This is a genomic window from Streptomyces sp. SAI-170 (assembly GCF_049739565.1).
Classification (GTDB): Bacteria; Actinomycetota; Actinomycetes; order Streptomycetales; family Streptomycetaceae; genus Streptomyces.
On the sequence record NZ_JBMGQD010000001.1, the window covers coordinates 1,656,998 to 1,670,265 of the forward strand.

Sequence of the window (13,268 nt, forward strand, 5' to 3'; positions counted from 1 at the left end):
TTCCAGGGCGGGGCCTGTTCCAGGGTGAAGCCGGTTCCAGGGCAGGGCGAAGCAGGGCGCTGTACGGGTGATGAGGTGCGGGAGGCCGGTGTCTACGCGGGTGAGAAGACGTGGTCGCTGATCAGGCGGGCGGCGCCGGTGACACCGGCGGTGGAGCCCAGCTCGCCGAGGACGATGGGGAGGTTGCCGGTCGCCAGGGGCAGCGACTGGCGGTAGACCTGGGTGCGGATGGCCGCGAGGAGGGTGTGGCCGAGGCCGGTCACCCCGCCGCCGATCACCACCAGGCCGGGGTTGAAGAAGCTGACCAGTCCGGCGATGACCTGGCCGGTGCGGGTGCCGCCCTCGCGGATGAGGTCGAGGCAGGTGGGGTCGCCCGCGGCGGCCGCGGCGGCGACGTCCACGGCGGTGAGTGCGCCGTGGGTCTCCAGCCGGGCCGCGAGTTCCGGTGACAGCCCGTGCCGGGCGGCCTCCTCGGCGTCGCGGGCCAGTGCCGCGCCGCTGAAGTGGGCCTCCAGGCAGCCCCGGTTGCCGCAGGGGCAGGGACGGCCGTCGGGCACGGCCTGGATGTGTCCGATGTCGCCGGCACTGCCCGTCGTACCGCGGTGGACGTTCCCGCCGACGACGATGCCGCAGCCGATGCCGGTGCCGATCTTGACGCAGAGGAAGTCGGCGACGGTGCGGGCGACGCCCGCGTGCTGCTCCCCCATGGCCATCAGGTTCACGTCGTTGTCGACCATGACCGGGCAGCCGAGTTCCTGGCTGAGCGCCTCCCGCACGGGGAAGCCGTCCCAGCCCGGCATGATGGGCGGCGCGACCGGCACGCCTTCGGGGAAGCGGACCGGTCCGGGGACGCCGATGCCGGCGCCGTCGAAGCCCTCGGCGAGGCCGGAGGCCCTCAACTTGGCGGCCATGGCGAGGACTTGCTCGAAGACGGCGACCGGCCCCTCGCGCACCTCCATGGGGTGGCTGAGGTGTCCGAGGATCTCCAGCTCGGCATTGGTCACGGCCACGTCGATCGAGGTGGCGCCGATGTCGACGCCGAGGAAGCGCAGTCGGGGATCGAGCCGGACGTTGTGGGAGCGCCGTCCGCCGCGTGAGGCGGCGAGTCCGTCGGCGACCACCAGGCCCGTCTCCAGCAGCCGGTCCACCTCGACGGCCAACTTCGAGCGGGACAGCTCGACCCGATCCCCCAACTGCGCCCGGGAGTTGGGGCCGTCGTCGCGCAACAGCTTGAGCAGCCGGGCCTGATGGGCGTTCGCGGGTCGTGCCGTCATGCGTCTCACATGCCCCTCCCCGCCTGTTTTCGGCCACTGCCGCCGGGCTTTGGTGGGGAACGTAGCAGCGGCCGACGGGACTTGGAAGAAGTCACGCGGGAATTGCCTCGACTTCTTCCACTGAGAGGACAAAGAGGGGTCGCGGCCCTCCTGGAAGGGCTCAAACCCCCGCAGCGCATAGGATCTTGGCGCCAGAGGCAACACAGGGGGCGTACATGAACACCGCAGTGGAGGAGCCGGGTCGCAGGGTGACGACGCTCGAGCTCTTCTTCGATCTCGTCTTCGTCTTCACCCTGATCCAGCTGACCGTGCTGCTCGCCGACGACCTGTCCTTCGTGACGGCCGGTCGTACGGCGCTGATCCTGATCGTGCTGTTCTGGATGTACGGCGCGTACGCCTATCTCACCAACCAGGTGCCGCCGGACCGGCCTTCGCGCCGGCTGCTGCTGATGCTGGGCATGGCCTTCTTCCTGGTGTGCGCGCTGGCCATCCCGCGGGCCTTCGACGACACCGGGGTGGTGTTCGGGCTCGGTTTCCTTGGTGTCGTCGTCGTGCACACCGTGCTGTACACCCGCGGCCACGGCCTGGACTCCGTCTGGTACGGCGTGCCCAACGGCCTGGCCGCGCTGGTGGTGACGGTGGCGGGACTGTTCGACGGGCTCGCCGCGGACGGGCTGTGGGTGCTGGCGGTGGTGCTGCAGTTCGTGACGCCGTTCGTCGCCGAGCACGGGCCCCGGCGGCGTGGCGGACGGTCGGCGGACACGCTGCGGGTGCAGTTGGGCAGTCTGGACCCGGCGCACTTCGTGGAGCGGCACGGCCTGCTGCTGATCGTCGCGTTCGGTGAGTCCGTCATCGCGATCGGCATCGGCGTCGGCGACCTGCCGCTCACGCCGGGGATGCTCAGCGGGGCGTTCCTCGCGCTGGCGGTGGCGGTCGGGCTGTGGTGGACGTACTTCGTGCGCGACGAGGAGCTGGCCGAGGCGGCGTTCCGTTCGACCCCGACCGCGGCGCGCTGGCGCCTGGCGATGAACGCCTACTACTACGCCTTCCTGCCGATGCTGCTGGGCATCGCCTTCCTCGCCGCCGGAGTGAAGAAGACCCTCGGCCACCTCACCGGCCACCTCGGCACCGGGCCCGCCCTGGCGCTGGCCGGCGGCGTCGCCCTCTTCCTCATCGGCGACGCCGCGTTCCGCACGGTCCTGCGCCTCCACCCGGCCCGCTTCCGCCTCCTGGCGGCCCCGGCGGCCCTCACCACGACCCTGCTGGGCACGACCCTGGGCGGCCTGCCGGAACTCCTGGCCCTGGTGGGCGTGTTGGCGGCCATGCTGATCATCGAGGAGAAGCTGGGAACAGCACCCTCAGGGGCGCGGGGAACTGCGCGACCAACCTCACACGACCCGCAGCCGCGAGAACACAGCACCCCCCACGGCGCGACGGCGGAATAGCCCTCAGGACGAGGAACGCGAGTGGTAGGACCGCCGAGTGTGCTCGGTGTGCTCCCGCATCAGCCGCCCGGCCCCCTGCTCGTCCCGCGCGGCGATCGCCGCGATGAGCGCCCGATGCTCGATCCACGACTGCTCACCCCGTTGCCGCGCCACCGGCGTGTAGTACCACCGCACCCGCCGGTCGACCTGCCCCGCCAGCTCGGCGAGCACCGCGTTCCCCGCCAGCTCCATGATCTTGGCGTGGAACCGGGCGTTCAGCGCGACGGCCGCGTCCACGTCGTCCGCGGCGACGGCCCGCTCCCCCTCCACACACAGGTCCTCCAGGGCCTGCACGCCGGCGCTCCCCGCGTTCGCCGCGGCCAGCCGGGCGGCCTCGGCCTCCAGCAGGGTGCGTACGGTGAGGAGCTGGTCGGCCTCCTCCTCGGTCGGCTCGTGCACGAACGCGCCCTGGGCGGGCCGCAGATCGACCCAGCCCTCGGTGTTGAGCCGCTGCAGCGCTTCCCGTACGGGCTGCCGTGACACCCCGAGGTGCCCGGCGAGTTCGCTCTCGACCAGGTGCTGGCCGGGCTGGAGGGCACGGGTGGTGATGAGCTCCAGCAGCGCCTCGTAGACCCGCTCGCGCAGCGGCCCGGGCCGCTCGAGCCTGGGCACCGCCCCCTGGGGCAGTCCTGTCGACAACATCGCGGTCCCCTCCTCGGCAGGGCGGCCGGGAACAGCGGCCGGAACGCCAGTATGGATTGGATTTCGTCTACAGTCTACGGCGGCCCATGGCCGTGCCATGAGGTGGTAAAGCGCCTCAGGGGCAGCGCACCACCTGGCCGGCGTACGACAGGTTGCCGCCGAAGCCGAACAGCAGGACCGGGTCGCCGCTCGTGACGGCGCCCTGTTCGACCAGCTTGGAGAAGGCCAGCGGGATGCTCGCGGCCGAGGTGTTCCCGGAGTCGACGACATCGCGGGCCACGACCGCGTTGACCGCGCCGATCTTCTCGGCGAGCGGCTCGATGATCCTGAGGTTGGCCTGGTGCAGCACCACCCCGGCGAGTTCCTCCGGTGCCAGCCCCGCCCGCTCGCAGGCCTGCCGGGCCAGCGGGGGCAGCTGCTGGGTCGCCCAGCGGTACACGCTCTGCCCCTCCTGGGCGAACCGCGCCGGCTCTCCCTCGATGCGTACGGCGTGCCCCATCTCGGGCACCGATCCCCACAGCACCGGGCCGATGCCGGGGGTCTCGCCCTCGGCGCAGGCCTCGACCACGGCGGCCCCCGCGCCGTCACCGACGAGGACACAGGTGGTGCGGTCGCTCCAGTCGGTCACCGCGGACATCTTGTCGGCGCCGATGACCAGCGCACGCCGGGCCGCCCCCGCGCGGACCGTGTGGTCGGCCGTGGCCAGGGCGTGCGTGAAGCCCGCGCACACCACGTTGATGTCCATCGCGGCGGGCCGCGGGATGCCGAGCCGGGCGGCGACCCGGGCGGCCATGTTCGGGGAGCGGTCGACGGCCGTGGAGGTGGCGACCAGCACGAGGTCGATGTCGGCCGGGTCGAGTCCCGCCGCCGCGAGGGCCTTGGCGGCGGCGTGGGCGGCCAGTTCGTCGACGGGCTCGTCGGGTCCGGCGATGTGGCGGGTGCGGATGCCGACGCGGCTCCTGATCCACTCGTCACTGGTGTCGACCATGCCCGCCAGGTCCTCGTTCCCGAGGATCCGGGCGGGCTGGTAGTGGCCGACGGCGGCGATGCGCGAGCCGTTCATGTGCGGTGGTCCCCCTAGTGGCTGGCCTCTGTTGCGGGGATTCACCAGTCTTGTCAGTGACTCACGGGTAGCCCGACAGGCGATCACACAGGATTCCGGCGCCCGAGTTGTCGGCTTCGGTCAGAGGGGGCGGCGGCCATGCGCGAACCCTTGCCCACCCCTCCTCCATACTGTAGACAATATTTCGTCGACAAGAATCGGTCGACGACACGGCACTTTCAGCCACCTCCGCGGTACTCCCTCGACCGAACGGAGCGTTCCCGAAGTGAAAGTCGCAGTCCTCGGCGCCGGTGCGATCGGCGCCTATGTCGGTGCCGCGCTCCACCGCGCGGGCGCCGATGTGCATCTCGTCGCCCGTGGACCGCATCTCGCGGCCATGAGGCAGCACGGAGTACGGGTGCTGAGCCCGCGCGGTGACTTCACCGCTCGCGCGCACGCCACCGACGACCCGGCCGAGATCGGCCCGGTCGACTATGTCTTCCTCGGCCTGAAGGCCAACGCGTACGCGGCGTGCGGGCCGCTGATCGAGCCCCTGCTGCACGACACCACGGCGGTGATCGCCGCGCAGAACGGCATCCCCTGGTGGTACTTCCACCGCCACGGCGGCCCCTACGACGGCCACCGCGTCGAGAGCGTGGACCCCGGCGGCGCGGTCAGTGCGGTGCTCGCGCCCGAACGGGCCGTCGGCTGCGTGGTCTACGCGGCCACAGAACTCGAAGGACCAGGCGTCGTACGGCACTTGGAAGGCACCCGGTTCTCGATCGGCGAGCCCGACCGCAGCGTGTCCCCGCGCTGCGTCCGCTTCGGCGAGGCCATGAGGGCCGGCGGGCTCAAGTGCCCCGTCGAGCCCGACCTGCGCAACGACATCTGGCTGAAGCTGCTCGGCAACATCTCCTTCAACCCGATCAGCGCGCTGGCCCGCGCCACCATGGCCCAGATGTGCCGGCACGGCGGCACGCGCAGGGTCATCGAGATCATGATGGCCGAGACGCTGGCCGTCGCCGAGGCGCTCGGCTGCGAGGTCGGCGTCTCCATCGAACGCCGTCTGGCGGGCGCGGAGAAGGTCGGCGACCACCGCACCTCCACGCTCCAGGACCTGGAACGCGGCAAACCGCTCGAACTCGACGTGCTGCTCGCCGCGGTCGTCGAACTCGCGGAGATCACCGGCGTGGAGGTGCCCACCCTGCGCACCGTTCACGCCATCTCGGACCTGCTCGCGCTGAGGAGCGCCGCATGAGGAAACGGCAGCCCAAGACCTACACGCGCCTCACCCACCCCCTGGTCCGCGACTCCCGCGACGAGCCGTTCCGGCAGGCGAGCTGGGAGGAGGCCCTGGACCGCACGGCCCGCGGCCTGCGGCGCAACAGGGACGCGTTCGGGATGTTCTCCTGCGCCCGCGCCACCAACGAGATGAACTACGTGGCCCAGAAGTTCGCCCGCGTGGTGATGGGCACCAACAACGTCGACTCCTGCAACCGCACTTGTCACGCCCCGAGCGTCGCCGGTCTGTCCGCCGCGTTCGGCTCGGGCGGGGGTACGTCGTCGTACGAGGAGATCGAGCACACGGACGTCATCGTGATGTGGGGCTCCAACGCCCGCTTCGCGCATCCGATCTTCTTCCAGCACGTGCTGAAGGGCATCAGGAACGGCGCCCGGATGTACGCCGTCGACCCGCGCCGCACCTCCACCGCCGAGTGGGCCGAGAGCTGGCTCGGCCTGAACGTGGGCACCGACATCCCGATGGCGCACGCGATCGGCCGGGAGATCATCCACGCGGGCCTGGCCAACGAGGCGTTCATCGAGCGGGCGACCTCCGGCTTCGAGGAGTACAGGGCGCTGGTCGAGCCCTGGACGCCGTCCCTCGCCGAGAAGGTCACCGGCGTACCGGCCGCCGCGATACGGGAGTTGGCGCACGCCTACGCACGCGCCGAGCGCGCCCAGCTGTGCTGGACCCTCGGCATCACCGAGCACCACAACGGCACCGACAACGTGCGCGCGTTGATCAACCTCTCCCTGCTGACCGGCCATGTCGGGCGCTGGGGCAGCGGGCTGCAGCCCCTGCGCGGTCAGAACAACGTGCAGGGCGGCGGCGACATGGGAGCCATCCCCAACCGGCTGCCCGGCTTCCAGGACATCCTCGACCCCGGTGCCCGGGCCCGCTTCGAGTCCGCCTGGGACACCGTCATCCAGCCGCACTACGGCCTGAACCTCACCGAGATGTTCGAGGCGATGGAGGAGGGCACGCTCAGGGCGGTCTACTGCATCGGCGAGAACCCGGCCCAGTCCGAGGCGGACAGCGAACAGGCGATACGTCGGCTGAAGGCACTGGACTTCCTGGTCGTGCAGGACATCTTCCTGACGAGGACCGCCGAACTCGCGGACGTCGTCCTGCCCGCCACCGCCGGCTGGGCCGAGACCGAGGGCACCACCACCAACAGCGAGCGTCGGGTGCAGCGGGTGCGCCGGGCCGTCACCCCGCCCGGCGAGGCCCGCGAGGACATCGACATCCTCTGCGAGCTGGCGGCACGCCTCGGCCACGACTGGAAGTACGCCGACGCCGAGGCGGTCTGGAACGAGCTGCGCTCGGTGTCGCCGGACCACCACGGGATGACGTATGCGCGCCTGGAGGAGCACCAGGGCATCCAGTGGCCCTGCCCGAGCGGCGACCGGCTCGAACCGACGTATCTGCACGGCCGATTGTGGGAGTCCGACCCCGAGAAGCGCGGCATGCCGGCGCCCTTCGGGCTGGTGTCGCACGATCCGCCGGTCGACCTCACCGACGAGCGGTACCCGATCCGGCTCACCACCGGGCGACGGCTCGACTCCTACAACACCGGCGTGCAGAGCGGCGGTTACGCCTCCCCGCTGCGCCGCGGCGAGTACATCGAGCTGTGCCCGGAGGACGCCGAGCGCTACGGGGTCGTGGTCGGCGAGGAGGTCCGCGTCACCTCGCGGCGCGGTGCGGTGGTGGCACCGGTGTGGATCGACACCGCGCTGCGGCCCGGCCTGGCGTTCATGACCATGCACTTCCCCGACGAGGTGGACACCAACCAGCTGACGATCGAGGCCAATTGCCCGATCGCGGGCACGGCGGAGTTCAAGGCGTCGGCGATCCGGATCGAGAAGCTCCCCGCAGTGACCTACGTGAGGTGACGTGAGTGGACCTGCACTTCGGCGACAGCAAACCGACGGACGAGGAACGGGCCGCCGTCGACGCCCTGTTGGGGCCTCCAGAGTCCTCCTGGGAGGGGGCCGACCGCTCCGACGCCGACCTGAGGTGGGCGCGCGGCGGCCGCGCCGCCCGGGACCGCCGCGACCTGCTGCTGCCGGGGCTGCACGCGATCAACGACCGGATCGGCTGGATCAGCGAGGGCGCGCTCGGCTATCTGTGCCGACGGCTGACCGTGCCTCCGGCGGAGGCCTACGGGGTCGCCACCTTCTACGCGATGTTCTCGGTGAAGCCCCGCCCCGCGACCGTGCTGCACGTCTGCACGGACCTCGCGTGCACCGCGGCCGGCGCGTCCGGACTGTGCGAGGGCGTCGAGGCACGCGGCGTCCACGTGCAGCGCAGCCCGTGCCTGGGCCTGTGCGAACGCGCCCCGGCCGCGCTCGCGATCCGGGCCGGTGACCCGGTGCGTACGGCGGTGTCGGCGCCGGCGACCGTCGAGGAAGCCGTCCTCGCCGCGACCGCGCCCGACTCCGCGCCCGAGGAGCCCCCGGCGGCGACGGCCGTGCCCCAGGCAGGCTCGCCGGGGCTGGTCCTGCTGCGCCGGGTCGGTGTCGTCGACCCCGCCTCCCTCGACGACTACCGCGCCCACGGCGGCTACACCGCCCTGCGCCGCGCCTTCGAGCTGGGCCCCGCCGGGGTCATCCGCGAGGTCACCGACTCAGGCCTGCTCGGCCGGGGCGGGGCCGCCTTCCCGACGGGCCGCAAGTGGCAGGCCACGGCAGCCCAGCCGGACCACCCGCACTATCTGGTCTGCAACGCCGACGAATCCGAGCCGGGCACCTTCAAGGACCGCGTGCTGATGGAGGGGGACCCGTACGCGCTGATCGAGGCGATGACGATCGCCGGGTACGCGACCGGCGCCCACCACGGCTACCTCTATCTGCGCGGCGAGTACCCGCGCGCCCTGCGACGCCTGGAACACGCGATCACCCAGGCACGCGCGCGGGGACTGCTGGGCGAGGACGTCCTCGGGCAGGGGTACGCCTTCGACATCGAGATCCGGCGCGGGGCGGGGGCGTACATCTGCGGCGAGGAGACCGCCCTGTTCAACTCCATCGAGGGCTACCGGGGCGAGCCGCGCTCCAAGCCGCCGTTCCCGGTTCAGAACGGCCTGTTCGGCAGGCCGACGGTGGAGAACAACGTCGAGACGCTGGTCAACGTCCTGCCGATCCTCACCATGGGAGCCGAGGCGTACGCGGCGATCGGCACGCAGAGGTCCACCGGACCGAAGCTGTTCTGCGTGTCGGGCAGCGTGCGGCGGCCGGGGATCTACGAGCTGCCGTTCGGGGCGACGCTGGGCGAGCTGCTGGAGCTGGCGGGCGTACGGGAGCGGCTGCGGGCCGTCCTTCTCGGCGGTGCCGCGGGTGGTTTCGTACGGCCCGACGAGACGGGCGTCCCGCTCACCTTCGAAGGCACCCGCGAGGCGGGCACCACCCTGGGCTCGGGTGTGGTGATGGCCTTCGACGACACGGTTCCCCTCCCCCGGCTCCTGCTGCGCATCGCGGAGTTCTTCCGGGACGAGTCGTGCGGGCAGTGCGTGCCGTGCCGGGTCGGGACCGTGCGGCAGGAGGAGGCGCTGCACCGGATCGTGGAGCGCACCGGGGCCGCGGCCGCCGACGACATCGCGCTGCTCAGGGAGGTCGGCCGCGCGATGCGGGACGCCTCGATCTGCGGTCTGGGACAGACCGCGTGGAACGCCGTGGAATCCGCCGTCGACCGTCTGGGAGCGTACGAATGACAGTGACACCACTCGGACTCCCGCGCCGGCTGCTGGAGTTCACGATCGACGGGGAGCAGGCGCGCGTCCCGGAGGGCTCGACGATCCTCGACGCCTGCCGGGCGGCGGGGAAGGACATCCCGACCCTCTGCCAGGGCGACACCCTGACGCCGAAGAACGCCTGCCGGGTCTGTGTCGTCGAGGTCGAGGGCTCCAGGACACTGGTGCCGGCCTGCTCCCGCAAGGCCGAGCCGGGCATGGAGGTCCGTACGGACACCGAGCGGGCCCGGCACAGCCGCAAGGTCGTCCTCGAACTGCTCGCCTCCTCGGTCGACCTGTCGACGACTCCGAAGGTCGCCGACTGGATCAAGGAGTACGAGGCGAAACCGGACCGCTTCGGCCCGGACGCGGCGCGCCTCGACGAGGAGCCGAGGGTCGACAACGAGCTGTACGTCCGCGACTACGACAAGTGCATCCTCTGCTACAAGTGCGTCGACGCCTGCGGCGACCAGTGGCAGAACACCTTCGCGATCTCGGTCGCCGGGCGCGGTTTCGACGCCCGGATCGCCGTCGAGCACGACGCCCCGCTGACCGACTCGGCGTGCGTGTACTGCGGCAACTGCATCGAGGTGTGCCCGACGGGCGCCCTGTCCTTCAAGTCGGAGTTCGACATGCGGGCGGCCGGGACCTGGGACGAGGCGCGGCAGACGGAGACGACCACGGTGTGCGCGTACTGCGGAGTGGGCTGCAACCTCACGCTGCACGTGCAGGACAATGAGATCGTCAAGGTCACCTCGCCGCACGACAACCCGGTGACCCACGGCAACCTCTGCATCAAGGGCCGCTTCGGCTATCAGCACGTACAGAACTTCGAGCACGTACAGAACCGGAACTGACGGGACTGATCGGGACATGGGACGAGTCACGGAACGACGCAAGGTGCTCCGCATCCGGGACGGGGCCGTCTCCACCCGCCCGGACACGCTCGTCGCCGAGGAGCCCCTGGAGATCCGGCTGAACGGCAAGCCGCTGGCGATCACCATGCGCACGCCCGGCGACGACTTCGCGCTGGCGGCCGGGTTCCTGGTCAGCGAGGGGGTGCTGGCCGAGGGCAAGGACCTGCAGAACATCGTGTACTGCGCGGGCGCCACGGCCGACGGCTCGAACACCTACAACGTGGTGGACGTGCGGACCGCGCCGGGCGTGACGGTCCCGGACATCACCCTGGAGCGCAACGTCTATACGACGTCGTCGTGCGGGCTGTGCGGCAAGGCCAGCCTGGACGCGGTCCGTACGACGGCGCGCTGGCCGATCGCGGACACGCCTCCGCTCAGGGTCACGCCCGAGCTGCTGGCGGTCCTGCCGGACCGGCTGCGCGCGGCCCAGCGCGTCTTCGACCGGACGGGCGGACTGCACGCGGCCGCGCTGTTCCACGAGGACGGCGAGCTGATCGACGTACGCGAGGACGTGGGCCGGCACAACGCGGTCGACAAGCTGGTCGGGCGGGCGCTGCAGGAGGACCGGCTTCCGCTGGCGCGGGCGATTCTGCTGGTGTCGGGGCGGGCGTCGTTCGAGCTGGCGCAGAAGGCGGTGATGGCCGGGATTCCGGTGCTGGCGGCGGTGTCGGCGCCGTCGTCGCTCGCGGTGGACCTGGCCGCCGAGACGGGTCTGACCCTGGTGGGATTCCTGCGGGGCGGGTCCATGAACGTGTACGCGGGTGAGGACCGCATCGCCCTGCCGGCCACGGCCGACCGGGGCTGAGAGGTCCCCTCGCTGCACGGGCGGCGGGACCCCGGTACGGCGGGGAGCGCCCCCTGCGCCGCCGGGGTCCCGCTGGGCGTTCCGCCGACGGCTCAGCCCGTGGTTCAGCCCTGCTGGAAGGTGACGTCGGCCGCCGCCGCGACCGTGCCCAGCCGGGGGAAGTCCAGCGTCACGGAGGCCGTGTGCTCGGGCGCGGTGAAGGCGGTCATGGCGTCCTCGACGAAGACCAGCTCGTAGCCGAGGTCACCGGCGGCGCGGGCGGTGGACTCCACGCCCAGGTTGGTGGCGATGCCGCCGAACACCAGGGTGTCGACGCCCTGCCCGCGCAGCCGGTCGTCGAGTCCGGTGAGGTGGAAGCCGCCGATCGTGCGCTTGACGATCTCGATGTCCCCGTCCCTGAGCAGCCCGTGCGCCAGGCCGCTGCCGGGCGGCTGCTCGGTCACGCCGGGCCGTTCCACGCGGACGAGCACGACCGGCGCCCCGGCGGCCCGGAAGCGGGCGGCCAGTTCCTCACAGACGGCCAGGACTTCGGCGCCCGTGTGCGGTTCCAGGGGCAGTGCGACGATGCGGTCCATCAGATCGACCAGGACGAGGGCGGTGCGCGCCGGATCGAGCGCGGTGGGTGCGGTCATGCCGGAACGGTAACCGCCCTCACCCCTGTGTCCCGGAGATGCGCGTCAACAGGCGCATGAACTGCTCCCGTTCGGCCGTCGACAGCGGGGCGAGCAGGGCGTCGTTGGCCTCACGCGCCGCCTTCTCGCAGCGCGTCAGCTTCCGGTCGCCCGCCTCGGTGAGGGACACGGCGTTCTTGCGGCGGTCCGCGGGGTCGGGGGCGCGCACGACGAGGCCGGCCGTCTGGAGGTCGTTGAGGATGCCGACCAGGTCCTTGGGGTCGAGCCCGACGGAGCGGCCGAGGTCGGCCTGGGCGACAGGGGCGAGGTCACGGACGGCGGAGAGCACGACGTGGTGCCACATCCGCAGGTCCTCGGTGGCCAGCGCCTCGGCCACCAGGGCGCGCCCCCGGGCCGCCGCGCGGCCGAGCAGCCAGCTGGGCAGGGAGCGGATCGCGGGCAGGGGGGCTTCGGTCATGGCGGCAGCCTAGACGGAAACCATTGGACTTCCCAACGATCCCAGCTATCGTTGGGGCTCCCAACGAATCCGACGTCCTCGGAGGCTCTGTGCGCCGCATCCGCTACGACCGTCCCGGTGGCCCCCTGTTCCTGGAGGAGGTCGCCGTCCCCGAGCCGGCGCCCGGCGAGCTGCTGGTGCGCTGCGAGGCCGTCGGGGTCACCCTGCCCGTCGTCCGCAAGGTCACCGAGGCCGCCGAGCCGATCGCGCTGGGCGGCGAGATCGCCGGGGAGGTCGTGGCCGTGGGCGAGGGGGTGACCCGGTACCGGCCCGGCGACCGGGCTGTGCTTCGGGCACGGCTACGCCGAGTACGCCCCGCTCCTGGAGGCCATGGCGTCCCCCGTGCCCGACGGCGCCTCGGCCGTGGACGCCGTCGCCCTGGTGCGCAGCGGCCTGGTCGCGTACGGCGCGCTGGAGGCGGCACGCCCCGCCCCGGGCGAGGCCGCGCTGGTCACGGCCGCGGCGAGCGGCGTCGGCCATCTCGCGGTGCGGCTCGCCCGGCTGCGCGGCGCCTCCCGCGTGGTGGGAGCCGTGTCCGACCCGGCCAAGGCGGACTTCGTGCGCTCCCTCGGCGCCGACGAGGTCGTCCACTACGACGACACCGACTGGGGCGAGCCCGTCGACTACGCCCTCGACGCCGTCGGCGGTGAGCTGCTCACTCCGGCGGTGTCCGCGCTCGCACCGGGCGGGCGGCTGGTGGCGTACAGCTCGGGCGGCGGCACGATCCAGGCGTACGACCTGCTCGTGGGCGCCAGGTCGGTGATCGGGTTCCAGATGGCGCTGATCGCCCGCGGACGGCCCGAGCTGTACGAGCAGTGGCGCCGGGAGCTGTGGCGGCTGTTCACGGAAGGCTCCCTGCGGCCCGCCGTGCACGCCGAGTACCCGCTCGCCGAGGCCGAGGAGGCGCACCGCGCGATCGCCTCGCGGACCAACCTGGGCAAGGTCGTCCTGGTGCCCTGAGGCCCCATGG

The 13,268-nt window shown here is 72.1% G+C and carries 11 protein-coding genes and 1 pseudogene; 7 read left to right on the plus strand and 5 right to left on the minus strand.

The features are described from left to right. Window positions 1-92: 92 nt before the first annotated feature. On the minus strand, window positions 93-1,274 hold the full coding sequence (locus RKD23_RS07605; RefSeq protein WP_424852954.1) for an ROK family transcriptional regulator: 1,182 nt from the start codon (window positions 1,272-1,274) through the stop codon (window positions 93-95). A gap of 215 nt (window positions 1,275-1,489) precedes the next feature. On the opposite strand from RKD23_RS07605, the gene RKD23_RS07610 reads away from it, so the two are divergent. Next, complete coding sequence (locus RKD23_RS07610; protein ID WP_424852955.1) at window positions 1,490-2,719, plus strand: low temperature requirement protein A; 1,230 nt, start codon at window positions 1,490-1,492, stop codon at window positions 2,717-2,719. A 3-nt stretch (window positions 2,720-2,722) separates the two neighbouring features. On the opposite strand, the gene RKD23_RS07615 is transcribed toward RKD23_RS07610, so the two are convergent. Both RKD23_RS07615 and RKD23_RS07620 read right to left on the minus strand, forming a co-directional pair. Beyond that, window positions 2,723-3,400 carry a GntR family transcriptional regulator gene (locus tag RKD23_RS07615; RefSeq protein WP_424852956.1) on the minus strand — a complete coding sequence of 226 codons (678 nt, stop codon included), beginning with the start codon at window positions 3,398-3,400 and terminating at the stop codon, window positions 2,723-2,725. A gap of 115 nt (window positions 3,401-3,515) precedes the next feature. Next, window positions 3,516-4,463, minus strand: coding sequence for a beta-ketoacyl-ACP synthase III (locus tag RKD23_RS07620; protein WP_424852957.1), 948 nt, complete (start codon window positions 4,461-4,463; stop codon window positions 3,516-3,518). Window positions 4,464-4,728: 265 nt separating this feature from the next. Here RKD23_RS07620 and RKD23_RS07625 point away from each other — a divergent pair, with 265 nt between their 5' ends. Genes RKD23_RS07625 through fdhD form a run of 5 tightly spaced genes read left to right on the plus strand, consistent with a single transcriptional unit; the run spans window position 4,729 to window position 11,170 of the window. After that, window positions 4,729-5,700 (plus strand): 2-dehydropantoate 2-reductase, encoded by a 972-nt coding sequence (locus RKD23_RS07625; protein ID WP_424852958.1) that lies wholly within the window; start codon window positions 4,729-4,731, stop codon window positions 5,698-5,700. Beyond that, window positions 5,697-7,616 (plus strand): molybdopterin oxidoreductase family protein, encoded by a 1,920-nt coding sequence (locus RKD23_RS07630; RefSeq protein WP_424852959.1) that lies wholly within the window; start codon window positions 5,697-5,699, stop codon window positions 7,614-7,616. The genes RKD23_RS07625 and RKD23_RS07630 overlap by 4 nt, the downstream gene beginning before the upstream one ends. Window positions 7,617-7,621: 5 nt before the next feature. Beyond that, a complete protein-coding gene (locus RKD23_RS07635) occupies window positions 7,622-9,430 on the plus strand; it encodes an NADH-ubiquinone oxidoreductase-F iron-sulfur binding region domain-containing protein (protein WP_424852960.1) in 1,809 nt (602 codons plus the stop codon). Beyond that, entirely contained in the window at window positions 9,427-10,305 is an 879-nt protein-coding gene (locus tag RKD23_RS07640) for a 2Fe-2S iron-sulfur cluster-binding protein (RefSeq protein WP_424852961.1), read from the plus strand. The genes RKD23_RS07635 and RKD23_RS07640 overlap by 4 nt, the downstream gene beginning before the upstream one ends. A 16-nt stretch (window positions 10,306-10,321) precedes the next feature. Then, window positions 10,322-11,170 (plus strand): formate dehydrogenase accessory sulfurtransferase FdhD, encoded by an 849-nt coding sequence (fdhD, locus tag RKD23_RS07645; RefSeq protein WP_424852962.1) that lies wholly within the window; start codon window positions 10,322-10,324, stop codon window positions 11,168-11,170. A 104-nt stretch (window positions 11,171-11,274) separates the two neighbouring features. On the opposite strand, the gene RKD23_RS07650 is transcribed toward fdhD, so the two are convergent. Both RKD23_RS07650 and RKD23_RS07655 read right to left on the minus strand, forming a co-directional pair. Beyond that, entirely contained in the window at window positions 11,275-11,802 is a 528-nt protein-coding gene (locus tag RKD23_RS07650) for an isochorismatase family protein (protein ID WP_424852963.1), read from the minus strand. A gap of 19 nt (window positions 11,803-11,821) precedes the next feature. Further along, window positions 11,822-12,259 carry a MarR family winged helix-turn-helix transcriptional regulator gene (locus RKD23_RS07655; RefSeq protein WP_424852964.1) on the minus strand — a complete coding sequence of 146 codons (438 nt, stop codon included), beginning with the start codon at window positions 12,257-12,259 and terminating at the stop codon, window positions 11,822-11,824. An 89-nt stretch (window positions 12,260-12,348) separates the two neighbouring features. Here RKD23_RS07655 and RKD23_RS07660 point away from each other — a divergent pair. Then, window positions 12,349-13,258 (plus strand): annotated as a pseudogene (locus RKD23_RS07660) (quinone oxidoreductase family protein). Window positions 13,259-13,268: the final 10 nt, after the last annotated feature.